Raw genomic sequence first — 20,163 nt, 5'->3', positions numbered from 1 at the left:
AAGCTCCTTGTCCTCAGAAGTCGTAGCGGGCGGTGGCGCCCACGGTGCGCGGCGTGCCGAGCACGCCGGCATAGCCGCCGTTGGCGGAATTCCACAGGCTGGTGAAATAGGTCTTGTCGCCGGCGTTCTTCACCCACAGCGACAGGTCGAGCACGCCGTCGCCCTGGTCCAGGCGCACGCCGGTGGAGAGGTTGACGATGGCGTAGCTGGGGATCTGGCCGTAGTCCGAGTCGTCGATGGTGCCCACTGCGCGAGAGCGGAAGGCGTAGCTGGCGGTGACATAGGGCTCGATGCGCTCGGCCAGTTGCCACTTGTACTGGGCGTTGAGGTTGGCGATGTACTTGGAGGCACCGACCACCTGGTGGCCGGACAAGTCGCAAGTCGCGGCGGCGTTGACCAGGCTGACCTCCGGCGGGCACGGGGCGTCCTTGTACTCGGTGTAGCGCACGTCGTTCCACGAACCGTTGAAGTTCAAGGTCAGGCCGCGCAATGGCACGGCCGTGGCCTCGAATTCGAAACCACGCGAGCGCACGCTGCCGGCGTTGGCCAGGTACTGCACGCGATTGACCTGGTCGTAGACGTTGGCCTGGTAGCCATGTACTTGCGCCCAGAACAGGTTGGCATTGAGTTGCAGGCGGTTGTCGAGCAGCGTGCTCTTGACCCCGAGCTCGGCGTTGTTGACCCGCTCGGTGCCGACCTGCAGCGAGTCGGTGCCCAGGCGCGGGGCGGCGCCGACGGTCAGGTTCACGCCACCCGACTTTTCGCCGTGCGAAAGGCTGGCGTAGCCAAGCACCTCGTCGTTGAAGCGGTAACTCAGGCTCAGCAGCCCCGACGGCGCGAAACTGTACTGGCTGAGGTCGCCCGAATCGTAGGCCCCCACGCGGCCCTGGCGTGCTGTCGCGGCTGCACCGGTGACCGCGGCACCGCCAAAGGGATCGTCGCGGGTCACCCAGGCATTCTTCTCTTCATAGGTGCCGCGCACGCCTGCGGTGAAGTCCAGGCGCTCGGTCAGGTGCCAGGTGCCCTGGGCGAACAACGCGTAGCTGTCGGTATCGATATGGCCGTTGCCGAGGGTAGTGACGTTGGCCAAGGCACCGGCCGGGGTGGCGTTCCAGATGTCGGCCTGGGGGCCGTAATAGGTGAACGACTTGTTGTCCAGGTCCTGCTTGAAGTAGTAGGCCCCCAGCACGTAGTCGAAGAAGCCGCCGGTGGGCGAGGCCAGACGCAGTTCCTGCGAGTACTGCTTGTCGCGCACCGACACGCCCGCGTTGTAGGCGGCGGGCACGTTGAGGCCGTCGTCGTTGCGTGGCGTGAAATCCCACCAGCGGTAGGCGGTGATCGAGGTCAGGGTGAAGTCGTTGGGCAGCGTCCAGTTGGCCTCAACCGAAGTGCCGCCCTGGAACACCTTGACCATCTGGTCGGCATCGAAGTTGACCTTGCGCTTCTTGCCCGACACCAAGGTAGCGCCAGCCTGGCTGGCCAGGCTTTCGTAGCGGTTGACGCCGTTGATGGTCGGGCCGGTGCTGTAGAGGCTGAGGATGCCGTTGTTGGAGTCCTCTTCGTTGTACTCGCCGATCCAGCGCAGGTTGAAGGTATCGCTGGGCTTGAACAGCAACTGGGTGCGAAAACCCTGGCGCTTGCCACCGTTGAGATCGTCGCCGTTGTAGAGGTTTTTCACATAGCCGTCGTCCTCGGTGCGGTAAGCGCTGATGCGCCCGGCGAGGGTGTCGGTGATCGGGCCGGAGAAACTGCCTTGCGTTTGCCAGTAGCCGTCCTCGCCCAGCGACGATTGCACGCTGCCCTCGCGCTGGAAGGTTGGCTTGCGTGTGGTGATGTTGAGTACCCCGGCCGTGGTGTTCTTGCCGAACAGCGTGCCCTGCGGGCCACGCAGCACTTCGAGCTGCTCGACGTCGAGCAGGTCGAACACGGCCATGCCGGGGCGCCCCAGATAGACGTTGTCCAGATACACCCCGACGCTGCCTTCGAGGCCATCGCTGGCCGGGTTGTTGCCCAGGCCGCGGATCGAGATGCTCGACTGGCGCGCATGGACGTAGGCGACATTGGTGCTGGGCACCAGTTGCTGCAGGTCCTGCACTCGGTAGATACGCTGGGTTTCCAGGGTTTCGCTGCCCAGCACGCTGATGGGCGTGGGCACGCTCTGCGAGGTTTCCTCGCGGCGCCGGGCATTGACTGTGACGGTGCCAAGCTTGGCGTCCTGTTCGACGGTGGGCGCAGCGTCGGCAGGCGCCGGCTCGGCGAGGACATGACCGGCGGTCGCCAACAGCACACCAGCGGCCAGGGGTTGCAGGGTGAACAGCGACGCACGCGTCGGCCAACGGAAAACTCGCGACATGCAGATGCTCCTTGAGGCATGGGCCCTGGCGAGCATTTCCGTTGACGGAACCGAATCGCAGTCAGAGGGGCTTATATTCTTTTAAGAGATATAAATATTTGCATTTCATATTTTGTGGAATAAGTAACTGCATTTATAAGGTTCACAACCCTTGTCAGCAATTGCATTTCACCGAAAGTTTTCATGTAGAAAATGCATATCGATCTCCGTCAGCTTCGCCACTTCATCGCCCTGGTCGAGCACCGCAGCTTCGTCGCCGCCGCCGCGGCCGTGAACTTGTCGCAATCGGCCTTCAGCCGCAGCATCCAGACGCTGGAGCACAACATCGGCTGTCGCCTGGTCGACCGCGCCAGCAAGGAGCTGGCACCGACCCGCCAGGGCCAGTTGGTACTGGAGCATTCGCGGCGCCTGGTGCATGGCGCGCACAACCTGGTCAACGAGATCAACCAGTTCAATGGCGCGACGACCGGCATGGTGCGCTTCGGTTCGGGGCCGGCGCCTGCCGGTGGGCTGGTGCCGCGCGCGGTGGCGCGCTTCGTGACCGAGTTTCCGGCGGCGCGCACCTGCTTCCAGGTGGATAACTGGCAGGCGTTGAACCGCAGGCTGATGGCCGAGGAGATCGAGTTCTTCGTCGCCGACACCCGTCAGTTCGAAGCCGACCCGGACTACCGGGTGCACAAACTCACGCCGCAACGCTGGTACTTCTGTTGCCGCGCCGGGCATCCGCTGACCGAGCGCAACGAGGTGCGCGCGCGTGACCTGTTCGACTACCCGATGGCCACCACCTTGCGCCCGCCGAACATCCGCAAGGTGCTCAGCGAGATGAGCGGCCGCCAGGACTTCCTGCCCAACGTGGAGTGCGAGCATGGCTATGCGCTGCTCAACGTGGTGATGCAGTCAGACACCATCGGCATCGCCTGCCGGGGCAACTTGCGGCCTTATCAGGATGAAGAGCGGCTGGTGGCGCTGGAGCTGGTGGACCTGACGGCGGAACAGGAAGAGGCTTGCCATACCCGCTACGGCATCGTCAGCCGGGTGGGCTATGGGTTGTCCCCATTGGCGCAGGGGTTGGTGCGGCAGTTGATTGCTTGTGATGGGGAAGGTTAGGGATCGGTCGTGGACTTTTCGCGGGCAAGCGCGCTCCCACAGGGAGCGGACTTGCCCGCGAAGAAGCCGACACACCCGCTACAGGATCACCCCTTGCGTGTGGTCCGACTCAACTGCCCATCCACCCCCACCGGCACCTCACCGGCCAGGGTCACCCGCCGCACGATCCGCGGCTGGGTACCGTAATCGTCCACCGCATAGTGCTGCGTCGCGCGGTTATCCCAGATCGCCACGTCCCCCGCCTGCCAGCGCCAGCGCACGGTGTTCTCCAGACGCGTCACATGCCCCTGCAGCAAGTTGAACAGGTGGTTCGAATCCGCCTGTGAATACCCCTTGATGCGCTTGACGAAGTGCCCAAGCTGCAACACCCGTTCACCGCTGATCGGGTGCACGCGCACCAGCGGATGCTCGGTCTCGTACACGGTCGAGGTGAACACCTTGCGGTAGCGCTCCAGCCGCTCGGGGTCCACATCCGGCTTGGCGCCGGCATAGTCGTACTCGTTGCTGTGCACGGCCCAGAGCTTGTCGGCCAGCTCGCGCAGCGGTTCAGGCAGCTCTTGATAGGCGCTCGCGGTGTTGGCCCAGACCGTGTCGCCACCGGAGGCTGGCGCCACCACGCTGCGCAGGATCGACGCCTTGGGGTAGGCGTCGACGAAGGTCACGTCGGTGTGCCAGGAGTTGGCGCGCTGGCCCTCGGCACCGTCGAGCTGCAACAGGTAGCGGGTGCCATCGACCACCGGCACGGTGGGGTGGGCGATTGGCTCGCCGAGCCGCTTGGCGAAAGCTTCCTGGCCCTGGTCGTCGAGGTGGGTCTGGTTACGGAAGAAGATCACCTTGTACCGCACCAGCGCCGCCTGGAGGGCGTCGACGGTGGCAGTGTCCAGGTCAGCGGACAGCTTCAGGTTGCGGATCTCGGCACCGATGCGGCCGGCGACCGGATGGATATCGAGTTCCAGGGCTTGTGGCGCGGCGGCCAATGCGGCGTTGCTCATGTCGTGCTCCTTACGATGGATTCAGCGGGCGGCCTGGACGGCCTGTTCCTGTTGCAGGGCGGTATCGATGAAACGAGGGTCGATCCAGTCGGATACCTGGAAGCTGCGGCGAATCAGGCGCTCCTTGGCGGCCAGGTCGACGCCCTGCTGCAGCAGGCCGACGAATTCGCCGTCCAGGCGCGGATCGAAGTAGTGGGCGAGGTTTTCCTGGGCCAGGTCATCGCTGAGCACGCTGCGCGGCCAGTTGGCGGTGCTCGACACCAGATCCAGGTACGCCTCGCGGTTGCGCTCGTCACGCAGCCAGTTCACCGCCTGCTGCTGGGTGCTGACCAGGCGCTGGACCAGGTCCGGGTGCTTGCGGATGAACTCGCCCGTGCCTACGAGTACCGACTGGGTACTGCCAGCGCCTTTGAGGTCGCGCGAGTTGACCGGCAGCTCGACCAGCCCGCGGTCACGCAGCGACAGCAGGTTCGACAGGCCCCAGGTGGCGTCGATCTGCTTGGCGGCGAGCGCCGCGTTGGACGCGTTGAAGTCCAGGTTGATGACTTTCAGGTCGCGCTCCGAGAGGCCCTGGCTGGCCAGGGCGCTGGCAAACGACAGCTGGTTGGCGGTGCCACGGAACACCGCCACGCGCTTGCCCTTCAGATCCGCCAGGCTGTGGATGCCGGAGCCCGGCACCACCCCCAGGTAGCTCTTCACCCCACGCACCCCGGCCGCCAGCACATGAGTGTCCAGGCCGCTGGACTTGCCGATGATCGCGGCCAGGTCGCCCAGGTAGGCGAAGTCTGCCTGGCCGTTGGCCAGAGCTTCGTTGACTGCAGGCCCGGCACCCTTGAAGAAGCGCCAGTCGATGCGGATGCCATCCTGGGCGAAGGCTTTTTCCAACAGTTGCTGATCACGCAGCACATCGACCACGCCCCCGGCGCTGGGTTTGCTGCCAGCGCTCAGGTCAGGCACGGCGATACGGATGACCTCGGGCTTGGCGCTGTCAGCGGCCTGAGCGGCCTGAGCGGCCAGCGGCAGGACGCTGCACAGCGCGGCGAGCAATAGGTGGCGGAACGGGGTTTTCATGGCATGGCTCCTTGGCAGGCTGCCGCCGGCGATGACCGGCGCGTTGGCCAAACGCTAGGCCGCCCCGCTTAGAACCGGCAAAGACCGAAAACTCATGCTCAAGTAACCGAAAGCTATAAATGAGCAAAGACGCGGCTCTGCGCCCGGCTTGCGCAGGACGCATCGCAAATATGAGCAAAACGCAATGTCCGGGGGCTTCCCGATGCACAGGATGCATGCTCTTATTTCTTTGATATTGGCATTGAATATTTTTTATTCCTTTAGCGCATAAGCTTGAAACGCTTCAAGAGAGGGATCGATGAGCGAGAGCACGACAGCGTTGAGCCAGGGCGGTTGGCGGGTATCCTTCGCGAGGCGCGGCTGGGCAGACAAGGCGATCCCTTGGGTGATCCCGGTCGCCGTGGCGCTTTTGTGGTGGGTGGCCAGCCAGCGGCACTGGATGAGCGAGCAGATCCTGCCGGCTCCGTCATTGGTCTGGCAGACGGCTCTGGAGTACGGCTCGGGCGAGCTCTGGGGCCACCTGTGGATAAGCCTGCAGCGCCTGCTCTGGGGTCTGCTCGCCGGGATCGTCAGCGGCCTGTTGCTCGGCACCTGGCTGGGCAGCTCTCGCCGCGCCCAAACCCTGGTGCTACCAACCTTCATCGCCCTCGCGCAGATCCCGACACTGGCCTGGATCCCGCTGTTCATGCTGTTCTTCGGCATCGGCGAATGGCTCAAGCTGGTGGTGCTGGTCAAGGCCGTGGTGGTACCGGTCACCCTGCACACACTGATCGGTATACGCGACGCCCAGCCCCGGCTGCGCGAGGCCGCCGCCGTGCTGCGCCTGCCGCCACACCTGTTGTTCCTGCGCCTGCTGCTGCCCGCCGCCCTGCCCGCGTTCCTGGCCGGCGTGCGCCTGGGCCTGGCAACCGGCTGGACCTCTTTGCTGGCAGTGGAACTGCTGGCCTCCAGCGAAGGCATCGGATACCTGATGGTCTGGGGCCGGCAGTTGTTCATGCTCGACCTGGTGTTTCTCTGCATCCTGCTGATCGGTGTGGTCGGGGCCGGCATGGAACACGGCTTCTCGCGCCTGGAGCGCCGGCTGCTGTACTGGCCGCAGTCGGCGACCGGCGAACAACGCCAGCGTGATACCTCGCGCGCCTGGCAGGGATGGCTGCTGCCGCTGGCGTTGCTGGCGTTGTGGCAGGCCAGCAACAGTTTCGGTTGGGTCGACGGCAATATCCTCACCTCACCGCTCGAGGTGCTGCGCAGCCTGATTGGCGGCCTGTTCGATGGCTCGCTCCCCGACGCCATGGCGCGCAGCCTGCAGCGCACCCTGCTCGGCCTGCTGCTCGGCGGTGGCGCAGGCTTTGCCGTGGGCCTGGTGCTGGGATTGTCGCGCACCGGCGAGCGCCTGTTCGGGCCAAGCCTGTCGGCGCTGCGCCAGGTCGCGCTGTTCGCCTGGGTGCCGCTGCTGACCGCCTGGTTCGGCCTGGGTGAAGGGTCGAAGCTGGTGTTCGTCGGGCTGGCAGCGTTCTTCCCGTTGCTGATCGCCACCCAGCGTGGCATCGCCAGCCTGTCGCCGCAGCTTGGGGAAGCGGCACGCACACTGCGGCTGGACCTGCCCCATCGCCTGCGCCTGCTGGTGTTGCCCGGCGCCGCCCCGGCTATTTTCGCCGGCCTGCGCCTGTCGTTGATCTACGCCTGGCTGGGCACCATCGGCGCGGAATACTTCATGCCTTCGGACGGCGGTATCGCCAGCCTGATGCTGGGCGCTCAACAGCTGTTTCGCATGGACCAGGTGATGGCCGCGATGGTGCTGATCGGCCTGGTCGGTGCCCTGCTCGGCAACCTCGGACAACGCCTCGAATCGCGCGCCACGCGCTGGAGAACCGCATGAACGCCTTCAACACCTCGGCCCTGCACGCCGCCAATCAACCCGACGCCACCCCGCCGCTGGTCAGCTTCGAAAACGTCGGTAAGACCTTCAGCGTCGACGGCCAACCGTTCGAGGCCATTCGCGGCTTCGACCTGTCGATCAACGAAGGTGAATTCATCGCCATCGTGGGCGCCTCGGGCTGCGGCAAGTCCACCCTGTTGCGCCTGCTGGTGGGGCTGGACAACGACTTCAACGGCAGCATCCGTATCGACGGCCAGCCGGTGACCGGCATCGGTGGTGAACGCGGCATCGTGTTCCAGGAGCATCGCCTGTTCCCTTGGCTGACGGTCGAGCAGAACATCGCCCTGGGCCTGGTCAACGACCCGCTCACCCAGGGCGAGCGAGCGCGCAAGGTGCATGAGTTCGTGCAACTGGTGGGGCTGACGGGGTTCGAGTCAGCCTATCCGCACCAGCTTTCCGGGGGCATGGCACAGCGCGTGGCGATCGCCCGCGGGCTGGTGGCAAGCCCGCGCATCCTGCTGCTGGACGAGCCCTTCGGCGCACTGGATGCCTTGACCCGGCAGCAGTTGCAGGACGAATTGCTGGCGATTCGCGAACGGTCGGGGGTGACCATCTTGCTGGTCACCCATGATGCCGAAGAAGCCACGTATCTGGCCGACCGAGTGGTGGTGCTGGAGCCACGGCCAGGGCGGATCAAGGCGGTGGTCGAGATCGAGCTGCCGCATCCGCGCTTGCGCACGGGCGTGGCCTTGCACGGCCTGCGCGAAAAGGTGCTGCAGCAGATCACCGGGGCGGGTGACCACCTGAGGCCTGCGCCGAGCCGGGTGGAAGGATTGCGGCCGGAACTGATTGCGCTGTGAGTGCTTCGCGGGTAAGCCTGCTCTTGGAGGCTTGGGTTCGCATGCAACTTCTGTGGGAGCGGGCTTGCCCGCGACGCAGCCTGCCAGGTCACTGCAGCTCGCGCAAATACGCCCAGGGATAGATCCCTCGATCATGCCCATCGCTGAACATCAGTTGCAGGCCATATCCCTGCAGCTCGATGCGCTCTATCCGCACATCTTCCGCCACCAGGCTGATCCCGCCACGCAACCTGGCCGCACGGCACTGCGAGCAAGGGCAAGCACCGCGCAGGCGAGCATGGCTGATCACCTGGCGCACCTCGCCCCACTGCAGCGCCAGCTCGCCCTCGCTGCGCTGGTTCGACACGCCACTGGGCACATCCATCACGCCACACCCTGCAACTGCGCCAGGGCGATACGTATTGCCTTGCGCACTTCGGGGTCGCTGTCGTCTTCGGCCCCCCGCAGCACCGCCAAAGCCCGCGCATCGCCCAGCTCGCCCAGGGCCAGGGCAGCCTCCTTGCGCAGGTTGGCGATGCCATGGCCGAGCAGCACGGCCAAGCCGTCCAGCGCTGGGCGGTGGCGCAGGCGGCCAAGCGCCCGGGCGGCCCGCAGACGCACTTGCCAATAGCTGTCATTCAACGCGGCAATCAGTGCATTGCCCGCCTCCGCCTCGCCCACCTTGCCCAAGGTCGTGGCGGCTTCTTCGCGCACCTGCCAGGCGGGGTCGCCCAGCGCGGCAATCAACGCCGGCAATACACTGCCGTCGCGGGCCAGGCCCAGTGCGCCAATGGCCGCGCGGCGCACGTCGGTATCCACCTCTTCACCGGCCAGACGCGCCAACGCGGGCAATGCCGGCTCATGCTTGAGCCAGCCAAGAATCCCCACCGCCTCACGGCGCACCGCTGCCTCGCCATCGCCCAGCGCCAGCAGCGCAGGTGCGGCGGCTTCTTCCAGGCGCAACTCGCGCAGGGCGCGCAGGGCACTGGCACGCACGAAAGGCTCGGCGTGGTTGACCCACGGCAAGATCAACAGCCCTGCCTCCAAGCTCTTAAGCTCACTCAGGCTCTGCGCCGCCGCCAGGCGCACGGGTTCGGCGGCATCGGCCAACGCCGCACACAGGGCCTGCACCACTTCGGGGTCCTCCCAGGCCTCCAGCAGGCGCGCGGCCTCGGCGCGCACTTCGGCGTGGGTGTCGACCAGCAGCGCATCGGTCAGCCAAGGCAGGCTTTCGGGGTCTTCGAGATCGGCCAGCTCGATCAGCGCGATGCGCCGTACGCCAGCGTCGCCATCGCCCAAGCGTGGCAGCAGGTCGAGGATATCGGGGTTGTCGGTGATTCGATCAGTCATAGGGCGATCCGTAGCGCAGGAGGGTCGGTGTCGGGCAGGCCCAACGGTGTCAGGCGCGGCAGTTCGCGGCCTTCTTCATGGCGCAGCAGCGCCAGGCAGTGACGCTTGAGGTGGGTGAACGCCGGGCTGGTCAGCAGGCTCGCGCGACGCGGGCGGGCGAAGTCCAGCCGCAGGTCTTCGATGAATCGCCCGGGGCGCGGGCTCATCACCAGGATGCGGTCGGCCAGGAACAGCGCTTCGTCGATATCGTGGGTGACGAACACCACGGTGGTGCGGATGCGCGTCCAGATATCCAGCAGCAACTCCTGCATGCGCGAGCGGGTCTGTGCGTCGAGGGCACCGAAGGGTTCGTCCATCAACAGCAGGCGCGGATGGTTGATCAGCACCCGGGCGATCTCGGCCCGTTGCTGCATGCCGCCAGACAACTGGCTGGGCCAACGCTCGGCGAAGTCGGCAAGCCCCACGAGTTGAAGCATTTCATGGGCGCGGCGCTGGCGTTCGGGCTTGGCCACCCCCTGCATCTTCAGGCCGAAAGCGACGTTGTCGAGCACGCTGCGCCAGGGCAGCAGGGTATGGTGCTGGAACACCATGCCGCGCTCGGGCGACGGGCCGTCGATGGGCTGGCCATCGACGTGCAACTGGCCGCCGGCCGGCATCAGGTGGCCGGCCAGGGCACCGAGCAGGGTGGACTTGCCACACCCGGAGGGGCCAAGGATGCACACGAATTCGCCCGGGGCGATGGCAAAGTCCAGCGCCTGCACGGCCTCGAACGCCTCGCGGCCCTGCCCCAGACGTATCGACACGCCCTGCGCCTCGATACGCCCCGGCGTTGGCGCCTGCTGATAACGGCCCATCACGAACTCCTCCGCGCGCGGTACCAGGGCGTGGCCAGCGCACCGAGGCGCTTGACCAGGGCACTACTGCCCATGCCCAACAGGCCGATCAGCAACATCCCGACGATGATGTCCGGGTAGTTCTGCAAGGTGTAGGACTCCCAGGTGTAGTAGCCAATGCCGAACTGCCCGGAGATCATCTCGGCGGTCACCAGGCAGAACCACGAGGTGCCCATGCCGATGGCCAGGCCCGTGACGATGCTTGGCAATGCACCAGGCAGCACCACTTCCCGCAGGATCGCCCAGCGCCCTGCCCCCAGGCTGCGCGCCGAGGCGACCAGCCGTGGGTCGACCGCCTCGACGCCATGCACGGTGTTGAGCAGGATCGGGAACAACGCGCCGGTGAAGGTGATGAACACCATCGACAGCTCCGAGGACGGAAACATCAGGATCGCCAGGGGAATCCACGCCACCGCCGGGATCGGCCGCAGCACTTCCAGCGGCGGTAGCAGGGTGTCTTCGGCCCATTTCGAGCGACCGATCAACAGCCCCAACACCACCCCCAGCACTGCTGCAGCCAGATAGCCGGCGAATACCCGCGACAGGCTGCTGCCCAGGTGCGCCAGCAGCGCATTGGAGGCCAGCAGCTGCCAGGCCGCATCGAGCACCGCGCCGGGCGTCGGCACATAGGTGAAGGTGAACAGGCCGAAGTTCAGCTTGTGGCTGGCCGCCACCTGCCAGAACAGCAGGCAGGCCAGCAACGAAGCCAGGCGCAACGGCCAGCGCGCGAGGGAACGGCTCATGTGGATTCTCCCGGCTCCATTCACTCAGCGCTGAGCGATGAGCTTGCGGTTGGCGTCGCCGAAGTCCAGCGCTTCGCCGCCGTGGGCCTTGGCGTACTGCTCAGCCTGGTCCTTGAGCAGGAAGGCTGACAGCTCGCCCTTGGCGTTGCGCACGAACCACGCCTGGTTGGCCAGCAGCTTGATGCCGCTGTCGGCGGCCTGGGCGTAGATCGCGCGGATATCCTTGCCCTCCTGCTCGAGCTGGGCGAGGGCGCTAAGGGCGGCTTCCGGCGAGGCGTAATGACGGACCTTGTCTTCGCCGCGCACCCAGATCTGCGCCAGGCGGCTGAAGTCGGTGATCGGCTTGCCGGTCAAGGCGTCATTGGCATTCAGCGGCGATGGGGCGTAGTTCTTGAGTGCCTTGTCGTAGTCCAGGCCAGCCTGCTTGAAGGCTGCGCGGATGTACTGGTCGTCGATGAAGCGGTCGGTGTCCAGGCCGCGATCGGTCTTTTTCAGCAGCTTGAGGGTGTCGATCGAGGTGTTGACGGCCTGGCGATACTCGGGCTTCCAGGTCAGATCGCGGGTCTGCAGGCCGAGGGGGCCGTGGAACAGGTAATTGACCTCGGCCTCGATGCCGGTGACCTTCTCGATCAGCTCGCTGTACTTTTCAGGTTCGGCCGCGATCAGGCGATCGGCTTCAAGGCTGGCGCGCAGGTAGGCGGTGACCACCTCCGGGTATTTCTTCGCATAGTCCGCATCGACCAGTGCGCCGTGGAAGGTCGGCGCGTTGGCCTGGGAGCCGTCGTAGATCTTGCGAGCGAAGCCACGGTTGGGGAACAGCTCGGCGAAGGGCACGAAATCGGCGTGGGCCTCGATGCGGTTGCTGCGCAGGGCAGAACCTGCAATTTCCGGGGCCTGGGCGATGATCCGCACATCCTTCTGCGGGTCCCAACCCTGGGCGGCGATGGCGCGCAGCAGCATGCCGTGGGCGGTGGAGGCGAATGGCACGGAGATGGTCTGGCCCTTGAGTTCGGCCAGCGACTGCACGCTGGAGGCGGCGGGCACCACGATGCCGTTGCCGCTGCCATGCACGCTGCCCGACAGCACGCTGATGAACAGGCTGCGCTTGCCGGCATCGAGGTGGGCGACACCGTTGAACGAGCCGGGGAAGTCGGCCATGGCGCCGAAGTCGAGCTTGCCGGCGACCATTTCGTTGGTCAGCGGCGCGCCGCTGGTGAAGTTCTTCCACTCCACCTGGTAGGACGCGTCCTTGTACTTGCCGTCGTGGGGCAGGTACTTCTCCAACAGGCCCAGCTCACGGATCAGCAGGCCGCCAGTGGCGCAGTTGATGGTGGTGTCCTGGGTGCCGATGGCCACACGGATGGTTTCGGCGCTGGCGTTCAGGCCAGTGATCGCCAGCGCGAGGCCGGCCACGGTTGCTGCAAGGCGCATGGGTGTTTCCCCTCGAATCGTCTAGGTATTGGAATCGTCTCCGCCACCAGGCTTGGGTGGTGGGAAACGAGGGGCTTGCGGTGTGGGCGTCCGGTGGTTCGCCGGATGGCGGGGGTGTTTTCAGCGCAGCAGGTAGGGGATATCCACCTTCACGGCGCCGGTCGGGCAGTCTTTCTCGCAGGGCATGCAGTACCAGCACTCGTCGAAGGCCATGTAGGCCTTCTGCGTGGCTGGGTTGATGGCCAAGAGGTCCATCGGGCACACCTCGACGCAGACGGTGCAGCCTTTTTCGGCGATGCACTTGTCTTCGTCGATGGTGACCGGGGCGCTGCTGCGAAAGAAGATTTCCTGGGGTTGGTAGGCCATTTCACGGGGTCCTCGGGGCCTTTGGCCCTCGTTTCTATAAGGGTGCGCGCGCCCCTGTGGGAGCGGGTTTACCCGCGAACCAGGGCAAAGCCCTGGCCATGCACCGCGGTGTTGTCTTCGCGGGTAAACCCGCTCCCACAGAGTGAATGTGGTTCCAACAGGTCGCGGCGCTGCTCAGGCCGCGTCGGCCTTCACCCGCAGTCGGTCGTAGGCACTCTGCTCCTCGGCATCCAGGGCAATCAGGTACGGCTCCACCGGCTTCTTGAAGCTGGTCATCTCGCCGTCCTCACCCTTCTTCAGATGGCAGTGGCAGAACCACTCGGCATCGTTGCGCTCGGGGAAATCGACCCGGTGGTGGTACAGCCCCCAGCGGCTCTCCTGGCGGAACAACGAGGCCCGCGCCGCCATCTCGGCGCAGTCGCGGATCACGCTCACTTCCATGGCTCGCATCAGTTCATGGGGGTTGCTGGCCTTCATCTGCTCGAGGTCGCGCTCGATCTCGGCGAAACGGGTCAGGCCGATCTCCATTTTCTTGGTCACTTTCGGCGGCTGCAGGTAGTCGTTGACCATGCGCCGCAGCTTGTACTCGACCTGCGCCGGCGGCAGGCCGTGCTCGCGCTGCAGCGGCGCGAACACCCGCGCCTGCTCGCGCTCGACCTGGGCCACATCGACCTCGGCCAGCTCGCGCCCGGCGACGTAACGCGCGGCATTGATCCCGGCGAACCAGCCGTAGGTGAAGGCACCGAGCATGTAGTTGTGCGGCACCGCTGCCATGTCACCGGCGGCATACAGGCCCTTGACGCTGGTCTCGGCCTTCTCGTTGACCCACACCCCCGAGGCCGAATGCCCGGAGCAGAAACCGATTTCGGAGATGTGCATCTCCACCATGTGCTGGCGATAGTCGGTGCCGCGCCCGGCGTGGAACTGGCCACGGCTGGGGCGCTCGTTGCTGTGCAGGATCTCTTCGATGTTCTGGATGGTTTCCTCGGCCAGGTGATCGAGCTTGAGGAACACCGGGCCGTTACCACCTTCGAGCTCCTGGTGGAACTCCCACATCATCTGCCCGCTCCAGTAGTCGCACTCGATGAAGCGCTCGCCCTTGCTGTTGGCGGTGTAGCCGCCCAGGGGGCCGGTGACGTAGGCGCAGGCAGGGCCGTTGTAGTCCTTGATCAGCGGGTTGATCTGGAAGCACTCGAGATTCGCCAGCTCTGCACCCGCGTGATAGGCCATGGCATAGCCGTCGCCGGCGTTGGTCGGGTTCTCGTAGGTGCCCATCAGGTAGCCCGACGAGGGCAGCCCGAGGCGCCCGGCCGCGCCGCAGGCGAGGATCACCGCCTTGGCACGGACCACGCGGAATTCACCGCTGCGGCAATCGAAGCCCAGCACCCCGGCGGCAGCGCCTTCAGCGTCAAGCAGCACGCGGGTGCAGACCATGCGGTTGCTGATCTCCACGCGGGCGCGCTTGAGCTGGCGGTACAGCACCTTCTTGATGTCGTGGCCCTCGGGCATCGGCAGCACGTAGGCGCCCATGTGATGGACCTTCTTCACCGCGTAGTCGCCGGTCTCGTCCTTCTCGAACTTCACGCCCCAGCGGTCGAGCTGCTCGATGGTCTCGAAGCTCTTGGTGGCGTAGGCGTGCACCGTGGCCTGGTTGACGATGCCATCGTTGGCGACGGTGATTTCCTTGGTGTACTGCTCAGGGGTGGCGTGTCCGGGGATGATCGCGTTGTTCAGGCCATCCATGCCCATGCTGATGGCGCCACTGCGCTTGACGTTGGCCTTGTCGAGCAACAGCACGCGCAAGCGCTTGTCGTGCTCTTTGGCCTTGATCGCCGCCATCGGCCCGGCGGTGCCGCCGCCGATGACGATGATGTCGTAGTCCTGGGTCTGGATGCTCATGCCTTGCCCCCTTTCTGGCGGTCGATGCGCAGGCGGTACTGGAAGGCATCGCCGCGGTAATAGAGGTGTTCGAAGTCCAGCGGCGTGCCATCGGCGGCGTGGGTCAGGCGCTCGATGCGCATGATCGGCGAGCCCTCTTCCACTTCCAGCGCCTGGGTCAGGTCGCTGTCGGCGAGTACCGCGTCGATGGCAAGGTCGGCATGGCCCAGGGCGATTCCACAGTCGTTTTCCAGCAGCAGGAAGATGTCGCGGGTGACCAGGTCGGCCTTTTCCAGCTTCTCGCCGACATGCTTGGGCAACCAGGTCAGCTCCAGCGAGACCGGCTCGCGGTTGATCAGCCGCACCCGGCGAATCTCGGTCACCAGGCTGCCCTCCTCGACCTGCAAGCGCGCCGCCACCAGCGCAGTGGCCGGCACATGGCGAAAGCTGCGCAGGCGGTTGAGCACTTCGTAGCCCATCTGCGTCATCGACTCGGCCAGGCCCTGCAGGGTGCTGACGTTCTGGAACGCCTTGGGCTTGGCGACGAAGGTGCCCTTGCCATGGATCTTGAAGATAAGCCCCTCTTTCTGCAGATCACCCAGCGCCTGGCGCACGGTGATACGACTGACCCCGAACGCCTTGCCCAGCTCGCTTTCCGACGGCATGCGGCTGTGCGGCGGGTAGGTGCCATCGAGGATGCGCTCGCGCAGCAGTTCCTTGAGCTGGGTGTAGAGCGGTACCGGGGACAGGGGGAGCAGTTCGGCCATGGGTCTCTTCGCTAGTCGGCTGACTTGTTATAACAAGTTGTGACCAGAGGATAGGGGTATAAGCGGGGTTGGGGAAATATCGATATGGCATATGGATAGTTTGGATCGTGATGTGCTGGAAAGACTCACGCAAATTTCCACCCCAGAAACGAAAAAACCGGCTCGAGGCCGGTTTTTTCACCTCAACGGCCAGCGAACTTAATCGCTGCGTACGAGGCTGAGTAGTACTGCGATAATCGGTCATCCGAGAAGGAATTTCGAGCTTTCTTTTGCATTTTTCGACAATGAAGCCTGGCCCTGGGCAAGTCCTACATCAGATTTTCCCCATTGCGCGTAGTCCATTTCCCAAAGACACTTTTGCCGCACTCAAGCCATTGCGAGAGGCGTGCGGCGCCCTCTAGGCTCGCCCGGTCGTTGCCAAATCAACGATCGGGTTTAGCCACTCGGATCAAAGACGGTCGCACCTCGCCTGCACATTCCAGAGCGTTGCTCGGGTGCTTCATGGCGGCTGTGCGTGGGGCACCCTTGGGTGCGCCGGGTGCCGTCTTCCCGGTTGGCTAACCCGCGTACAGCTGCCACCTATTCGTTTAGCCACGGGTCTGCGGCAGCTCTAACAAGACGGAGCTGTAGCCATGAAAAAACGCGTTCCCGACCCACCCCGCCTCACCCTCATCACCAATCCCGCCTTCTCCATCCAAACCGACATGATCGCCCCCGACGCCCTGGTCCACGCCAGCGCACTGCTGCTCGGCGTTGCCGAAACCATCGACGAGCATTGCCGCGCCTGCGCCGGAGCGCCCGGCCTGAACATGCTGGCCAACGCTGCCCAAAGCGCCGAAACCGCGCGGGCACTGGCTGAACATGCCTTGAACCGGATCTGAGGGAATGTCCATGGACGATCAATCGAATCACTACACCACTGCCGGCATCGCCACATTCCTGGACATGTTCAGGGTGCAGCCCGGCGTACCGCTGGAGCGGGTGCTGGAGGAAGTCTCGGTCGTGCTCGGCTGCATCCGTGACCTGAGCGACCAGGAAGACGCGCGCCCTGCCGCAGTAACGGCACTGCACTACCTCAGCGCCCTGGCCAAGGGGTTGATGAATGATCTGGAGATTGCGCGCAACAGCGTGCATTGAGCCATCCAGTACTCTGGTGACCTCTTCGCGCACAAGTCGCAGCGGCGAAGAGGTCACTACAGGCCCAAATCCCAGGGAAAAACAGCCACAGATCAAGGCGATGGACGCCACCGGCGCAGATGGGTATCATTGCGCCGCGTTGCACTCGTAGCTCAGCTGGATAGAGTACTGCCCTCCGAAGGCAGGGGTCGTGGGTTCGAATCCCGCCGAGTGCGCCATCTCCGAAAGCCCTGGGAAATCTCCCGGGGCTTTTTCGTTTGTGCGCCAGGTGGCGTCCCGCCTCTCCCCCGACACCGCCCATTGGTGTTAGCGTGGGAATGTTTCCTACAAATGGACATCCCCTTTAAACCCTTCGCGAAGGAATGCGTGTACCCATGCCCTTGCCCAAGCTTTCTGCCGTCTCCCTGATGCTCGCCAGCCTTGCGCTGTTCGCCGTTCCAGCCCACGCCAATCTCAGCCCGCAACAGTCCGCCGCCATCCTCAAGGCCTACGACGGCAGCGACCCGGCCGACTTCAAGCAATTCATCGGCAAGCTGGCCAACAGCGACCTGGCCAAGGCCGACAAGCTCGACGAAACCCTCAAGGCCTATCTGGCAGGCAAACCGCTCGGCGCCGAGCAGCAGAACGAAATCAACCGCCTGCTGGGCCTGTACACCCGCATCAAGTACGGCAAGGCCGCCACCGAGACCCTGCGCGAGCTGGTAGAGATCCCGACCTTCCAGGTCGAGGGCCTGCCACAGCACGAGAACCCTGAATTCCACAAGATCGCCGACAAGATCAAGGCACTGGCCGAAAGCTTCGGCCTTGAGTTCCGCAACATCGACAACCGCGTCTACGAGATCACCCTCGGCGAAGGCAAGGAAGTGATTGGCATCCATGCTCACGCCGACGTGGTGCCGGTCAATCCGGACAACTGGAAGCTGGAAGACGGCACGCGCCTCGATCCGTTCAAGGTCACCCTGGTGGGTGATCGCATGTACGGCCGTGGCACCGAGGATGACAAGAACGGCATCGTCGTCGCGCTCTACGCACTGAAGGTCGCCAAGGACGAGAAGCTGCCACTGGCGCGTCAGTTCAAGCTGTTGGTGGATACTACCGAAGAAACCTCCGGCGACGCCATTCCCTACTACTTCGCCCGCAACGCCACACCGGACTACAACCTGGCGCTGGATGGCGGCTACCCGGTGGTGATCGCCGAGAAGGGCTATGGCACCGTCATGGCCAGCTTCAGCAAGCGCGCGGGTGAAGGCAAGGGCGCCGAGGTGATCAACCTCACTGGCGGCCTGGCCACCAACCAGATCCCCACCACCTCGGTGGCGACGCTGATCGGTGACCATCCGGCCGATCTGGCCCGGCGTCTGAAAAAGGCTGGCAACGAGTACCGCAAGGCCAACGGCAAGGACTTCAAGATCGACACCGTGGTCTCCGGCAAGCAGGTGATCCTGACCGTGACCGGCGTCTCCGCGCACTCCTCCTCGCCACAGTCAGGGGTCAACCCGGTGGCACGCATGCTCGACTTCCTCAACGGCCTGGGCGATCGCGTGCCGCTCAAGCACAACCACATCACCGATGCCGCACGCTACGCCGCCGACAACTGGGGGCTGGACTACCTGGGCACCAAACTGGGGGTCGGCTTCAAGGACGATTTCATGGGGCCGCTGACCGCCTCGCTGACCTACGTCGGCCTGGACCAGAAAGCCCTGAAGCTGGCGGTGAACCTGCGCATCCCCAAAGGCAAGCCGATCGACACGATCAAGGACGAGTTGGCTGACAAGCTCGGTGATTGGGCGCGTACCAGCCACACCTCGGTGGCCTTCGAGTACACCCTGGACGAGCCGATGTACCGCAACCCCGAAGGCGAGTGGGTCAAGGCGCTGCTGGATGTGGCCACCGAGAACCTCGGCCTGCCCCATGAGTTCGGCACCTCTGCTGGCGCCACCTCGGTGCACGACTTGCCCAACGGCGTACAGTTCGGCCTGTCGATGCCCGGCGTGAAGTACACCGGCCACAACGACAACGAGTTCAAGACCGTGGAGCAGTTCATGCTCGACCTGCAGGTGATCAGCGAAATGGTCGCGCGGATCGGGCAGATGCCCAAGCTCTGAGCGAATCCCGGCGAGGGCCGCCCGTCGGCCCTCGTGCGCTGCGACCAATGACGTTTTTCAATCGCCTCGATGCCGTTTCCTGCATTGCCGTGCAGAGCGCGGTCCCGGATGCTTTTATTAATCCAGGACAGCGCTTTTTCCACCCACGAGGCCCCCATGAAGAACGTCGAACAGATTCTCAAGACCAAGTCCCAGCACCAGACCGTCTACACCATAGGGCCTGACGACTCGGTGCTCGAGGCGCTGAAGCTGCTGGCAGAAAAGAACATCGGCGCGCTGCCCGTGGTGGAGAACAAACAAGTGGTGGGCATCGTCAGCGAACGCGACTATGCGCGCAAGCTGGTGCTCAAGGGCCGCTCGTCGGCAGCCACGCCCGTACGCGAGATCATGAGTTCGCCGGTGGTCACCGTCGATCCCAAGCAGAACCTCGAGTACTGCATGAACCTGATGACCAACCGTCACCTGCGCCACCTGCCGGTGGTCGACAATGGCCAACTGCTGGGCCTGCTGTCGATCGGCGACCTGGTCAAGGAAACCATTGCCGAACAGGCCAACCTGATCCTGCAACTGGAACAGTACATCCGCGGCGAATGAGCCGCCGGTTCAGTGGTAGGCGCGCTCCAGCTCGTCCAGCTGATGGTCGAAGCTGCGCAGACGCGCCGACCAGGTGTACACCAACACCTCCAGGTCACGATTGAGCACCGCGGTATTACCACCGTCACGCCCCTGCGGGTCGCACAGGTCGAGCTGATACCGCTCGCGCGCCATGGCCGTGGCCACACTCGACAGGTCACGGGCATTGGCCAGCCAGTGGTGATGGTGATCGTGCACCTCCCGGTCCAGCGCTCGACATTGGCGCTTGAGCGCATCAAGGCACTGATCCAGCGGCGTGCCCTTGAGCTCGCCCATGACCTCCTCGAAGGTGCGTCCGGAATGCCAGTAGCTGCCCCAGAAATAGCGGTCGAACACCGTTTCGACCCGACGCAGGGCGACCTTGGTGTTCCAGATGGCCACCAGCGTTCGGCCCTGGGCCACTTCACGCTTGTTCAGGTGCAACTGCTGCCAGGCGATCCACGCCAGGCCGCAGAGGGCCACCGCCGCGGTGACCGCAGCGGCGGCATACAGAAACTGCACCGCCTGGTTCATCTGATGGGTGTGCCGGATACCGTAGAAGTAGCCAGCCGTCAGGGTGCCCAGGATCATCACGGTGCACCAGAAGCCTGGTGCGTAGGGATCTTTCATCGCGCTATCC

At 64.7% G+C, this 20,163-nt stretch carries 19 protein-coding genes and 1 tRNA gene; 8 read left to right on the top strand and 12 right to left on the bottom strand.

What is annotated here, in order from left to right:
- Positions 1-13: 13 nt before the first annotated feature.
- Positions 14-2,353: a TonB-dependent receptor gene (locus tag ACTYOL_RS01215; RefSeq protein ID WP_063542178.1), complete on the bottom strand. Its 2,340-nt coding sequence runs from the start codon at positions 2,351-2,353 to the stop codon at positions 14-16.
- Positions 2,354-2,545: 192 nt separating this feature from the next.
- On the opposite strand from ACTYOL_RS01215, the gene ACTYOL_RS01210 reads away from it, so the two are divergent.
- Positions 2,546-3,460 carry a LysR family transcriptional regulator gene (locus ACTYOL_RS01210; protein WP_444757432.1) on the top strand — a complete coding sequence of 305 codons (915 nt, stop codon included), beginning with the start codon at positions 2,546-2,548 and terminating at the stop codon, positions 3,458-3,460.
- An 86-nt stretch (positions 3,461-3,546) separates the two neighbouring features.
- On the opposite strand, the gene ACTYOL_RS01205 is transcribed toward ACTYOL_RS01210, so the two are convergent.
- Both ACTYOL_RS01205 and ACTYOL_RS01200 read right to left on the bottom strand, forming a co-directional pair.
- Positions 3,547-4,452 carry a TauD/TfdA dioxygenase family protein gene (locus ACTYOL_RS01205; RefSeq protein WP_054891639.1) on the bottom strand — a complete coding sequence of 302 codons (906 nt, stop codon included), beginning with the start codon at positions 4,450-4,452 and terminating at the stop codon, positions 3,547-3,549.
- Between the two features lie 21 nt (positions 4,453-4,473).
- Entirely contained in the window at positions 4,474-5,523 is a 1,050-nt protein-coding gene (locus tag ACTYOL_RS01200) for an ABC transporter substrate-binding protein (RefSeq protein WP_197889745.1), read from the bottom strand.
- 298 nt (positions 5,524-5,821) lie between these two features.
- On the opposite strand from ACTYOL_RS01200, the gene ACTYOL_RS01195 reads away from it, so the two are divergent.
- Together ACTYOL_RS01195 and ACTYOL_RS01190 are read left to right on the top strand one after the other, a co-directional pair.
- The gene (locus tag ACTYOL_RS01195) at positions 5,822-7,402 is read left to right on the top strand and encodes an ABC transporter permease (protein WP_444757431.1); all 1,581 of its coding nucleotides are present in this window, start codon (positions 5,822-5,824) and stop codon (positions 7,400-7,402) included.
- On the top strand, positions 7,399-8,262 hold the full coding sequence (locus ACTYOL_RS01190) for an ABC transporter ATP-binding protein (RefSeq protein ID WP_200603132.1): 864 nt from the start codon (positions 7,399-7,401) through the stop codon (positions 8,260-8,262). The genes ACTYOL_RS01195 and ACTYOL_RS01190 overlap by 4 nt, the downstream gene beginning before the upstream one ends.
- Positions 8,263-8,350: 88 nt before the next feature.
- On the opposite strand, the gene ACTYOL_RS01185 is transcribed toward ACTYOL_RS01190, so the two are convergent.
- The 8 genes from ACTYOL_RS01185 to ACTYOL_RS01150 form a co-directional block, all read right to left on the bottom strand.
- Complete coding sequence (locus tag ACTYOL_RS01185; RefSeq protein ID WP_153772489.1) at positions 8,351-8,626, bottom strand: DUF971 domain-containing protein; 276 nt, start codon at positions 8,624-8,626, stop codon at positions 8,351-8,353.
- Positions 8,626-9,591, bottom strand: a complete 966-nt coding sequence (locus tag ACTYOL_RS01180; RefSeq protein WP_444757430.1) for a HEAT repeat domain-containing protein — start codon at positions 9,589-9,591, stop codon at positions 8,626-8,628. Before ACTYOL_RS01180 ends, ACTYOL_RS01185 begins: the two co-directional genes overlap by 1 nt.
- Positions 9,588-10,445 carry an ABC transporter ATP-binding protein gene (locus tag ACTYOL_RS01175; RefSeq protein ID WP_063542168.1) on the bottom strand — a complete coding sequence of 286 codons (858 nt, stop codon included), beginning with the start codon at positions 10,443-10,445 and terminating at the stop codon, positions 9,588-9,590. The genes ACTYOL_RS01180 and ACTYOL_RS01175 overlap by 4 nt, the downstream gene beginning before the upstream one ends.
- Complete coding sequence (locus tag ACTYOL_RS01170; RefSeq protein WP_065861707.1) at positions 10,445-11,227, bottom strand: ABC transporter permease; 783 nt, start codon at positions 11,225-11,227, stop codon at positions 10,445-10,447. Before ACTYOL_RS01170 ends, ACTYOL_RS01175 begins: the two co-directional genes overlap by 1 nt.
- 24 nt (positions 11,228-11,251) lie before the next feature.
- On the bottom strand, positions 11,252-12,658 hold the full coding sequence (locus tag ACTYOL_RS01165) for an ABC transporter substrate-binding protein (RefSeq protein ID WP_200603135.1): 1,407 nt from the start codon (positions 12,656-12,658) through the stop codon (positions 11,252-11,254).
- A 120-nt stretch (positions 12,659-12,778) separates the two neighbouring features.
- Complete coding sequence (locus ACTYOL_RS01160) at positions 12,779-13,024, bottom strand: 4Fe-4S dicluster domain-containing protein (RefSeq protein ID WP_008096634.1); 246 nt, start codon at positions 13,022-13,024, stop codon at positions 12,779-12,781.
- A gap of 174 nt (positions 13,025-13,198) precedes the next feature.
- A complete protein-coding gene (locus ACTYOL_RS01155) occupies positions 13,199-14,923 on the bottom strand; it encodes a fumarate reductase/succinate dehydrogenase flavoprotein subunit (RefSeq protein WP_063542162.1) in 1,725 nt (574 codons plus the stop codon).
- Complete coding sequence (locus ACTYOL_RS01150) at positions 14,920-15,669, bottom strand: GntR family transcriptional regulator (protein WP_402759532.1); 750 nt, start codon at positions 15,667-15,669, stop codon at positions 14,920-14,922. Before ACTYOL_RS01150 ends, ACTYOL_RS01155 begins: the two co-directional genes overlap by 4 nt.
- A 632-nt stretch (positions 15,670-16,301) precedes the next feature.
- Here ACTYOL_RS01150 and ACTYOL_RS01145 point away from each other — a divergent pair.
- From ACTYOL_RS01145 to ACTYOL_RS01125, 5 genes are all read left to right on the top strand, one after another.
- The gene (locus ACTYOL_RS01145; protein ID WP_444757429.1) at positions 16,302-16,550 is read left to right on the top strand and encodes a hypothetical protein; all 249 of its coding nucleotides are present in this window, start codon (positions 16,302-16,304) and stop codon (positions 16,548-16,550) included.
- Positions 16,551-16,560: 10 nt separating this feature from the next.
- A complete protein-coding gene (locus ACTYOL_RS01140; protein WP_153772492.1) occupies positions 16,561-16,806 on the top strand; it encodes a DUF3077 domain-containing protein in 246 nt (81 codons plus the stop codon).
- Between the two features lie 141 nt (positions 16,807-16,947).
- A tRNA-Arg gene (locus ACTYOL_RS01135) sits at positions 16,948-17,024 on the top strand.
- 156 nt (positions 17,025-17,180) lie between these two features.
- Positions 17,181-18,911 (top strand): dipeptidase, encoded by a 1,731-nt coding sequence (locus ACTYOL_RS01130; protein WP_444757428.1) that lies wholly within the window; start codon positions 17,181-17,183, stop codon positions 18,909-18,911.
- A 156-nt stretch (positions 18,912-19,067) separates the two neighbouring features.
- A complete protein-coding gene (locus ACTYOL_RS01125; RefSeq protein ID WP_063542152.1) occupies positions 19,068-19,505 on the top strand; it encodes a CBS domain-containing protein in 438 nt (145 codons plus the stop codon).
- Between the two features lie 9 nt (positions 19,506-19,514).
- Here the strand turns inward: ACTYOL_RS01125 and ACTYOL_RS01120 are convergent, their stop codons facing one another.
- Positions 19,515-20,153 carry a hypothetical protein gene (locus ACTYOL_RS01120; RefSeq protein WP_054891625.1) on the bottom strand — a complete coding sequence of 213 codons (639 nt, stop codon included), beginning with the start codon at positions 20,151-20,153 and terminating at the stop codon, positions 19,515-19,517.
- Positions 20,154-20,163: the final 10 nt, after the last annotated feature.

The sequence above is a fragment of the Pseudomonas sp. A014 genome, from assembly GCF_052378495.1.
Lineage (GTDB): Bacteria > Pseudomonadota > Gammaproteobacteria > Pseudomonadales > Pseudomonadaceae > Aquipseudomonas > Aquipseudomonas machongensis.
The sequence above is the reverse complement of the archived record's forward strand: the minus strand, read 5'-3'. Positions and strand labels throughout refer to the sequence as shown.

Bases quoted from the DNA above. Each gene is read 5' to 3' on its own strand.
- ACTYOL_RS01215 (WP_063542178.1), bottom strand. From the start codon at position 2,353: ATGTCGCGAGTTTTCCGTTGGCCGACGCGTGCGTCGCTGTTCACCCTG.
- ACTYOL_RS01210 (WP_444757432.1), top strand. From the start codon at position 2,546: ATGCATATCGATCTCCGTCAGCTTCGCCACTTCATCGCCCTGGTCGAG.
- ACTYOL_RS01205 (WP_054891639.1), bottom strand. From the start codon at position 4,452: ATGAGCAACGCCGCATTGGCCGCCGCGCCACAAGCCCTGGAACTCGAT.
- ACTYOL_RS01200 (WP_197889745.1), bottom strand. From the start codon at position 5,523: ATGAAAACCCCGTTCCGCCACCTATTGCTCGCCGCGCTGTGCAGCGTC.
- ACTYOL_RS01195 (WP_444757431.1), top strand. From the start codon at position 5,822: ATGAGCGAGAGCACGACAGCGTTGAGCCAGGGCGGTTGGCGGGTATCC.
- ACTYOL_RS01190 (WP_200603132.1), top strand. From the start codon at position 7,399: ATGAACGCCTTCAACACCTCGGCCCTGCACGCCGCCAATCAACCCGAC.
- ACTYOL_RS01185 (WP_153772489.1), bottom strand. From the start codon at position 8,626: ATGGATGTGCCCAGTGGCGTGTCGAACCAGCGCAGCGAGGGCGAGCTG.
- ACTYOL_RS01180 (WP_444757430.1), bottom strand. From the start codon at position 9,591: ATGACTGATCGAATCACCGACAACCCCGATATCCTCGACCTGCTGCCA.
- ACTYOL_RS01175 (WP_063542168.1), bottom strand. From the start codon at position 10,445: ATGGGCCGTTATCAGCAGGCGCCAACGCCGGGGCGTATCGAGGCGCAG.
- ACTYOL_RS01170 (WP_065861707.1), bottom strand. From the start codon at position 11,227: ATGAGCCGTTCCCTCGCGCGCTGGCCGTTGCGCCTGGCTTCGTTGCTG.
- ACTYOL_RS01165 (WP_200603135.1), bottom strand. From the start codon at position 12,658: ATGCGCCTTGCAGCAACCGTGGCCGGCCTCGCGCTGGCGATCACTGGC.
- ACTYOL_RS01160 (WP_008096634.1), bottom strand. From the start codon at position 13,024: ATGGCCTACCAACCCCAGGAAATCTTCTTTCGCAGCAGCGCCCCGGTC.
- ACTYOL_RS01155 (WP_063542162.1), bottom strand. From the start codon at position 14,923: ATGAGCATCCAGACCCAGGACTACGACATCATCGTCATCGGCGGCGGC.
- ACTYOL_RS01150 (WP_402759532.1), bottom strand. From the start codon at position 15,669: ATGGCCGAACTGCTCCCCCTGTCCCCGGTACCGCTCTACACCCAGCTC.
- ACTYOL_RS01145 (WP_444757429.1), top strand. From the start codon at position 16,302: ATGAAAAAACGCGTTCCCGACCCACCCCGCCTCACCCTCATCACCAAT.
- ACTYOL_RS01140 (WP_153772492.1), top strand. From the start codon at position 16,561: ATGGACGATCAATCGAATCACTACACCACTGCCGGCATCGCCACATTC.
- ACTYOL_RS01130 (WP_444757428.1), top strand. From the start codon at position 17,181: ATGCCCTTGCCCAAGCTTTCTGCCGTCTCCCTGATGCTCGCCAGCCTT.
- ACTYOL_RS01125 (WP_063542152.1), top strand. From the start codon at position 19,068: ATGAAGAACGTCGAACAGATTCTCAAGACCAAGTCCCAGCACCAGACC.
- ACTYOL_RS01120 (WP_054891625.1), bottom strand. From the start codon at position 20,153: ATGAAAGATCCCTACGCACCAGGCTTCTGGTGCACCGTGATGATCCTG.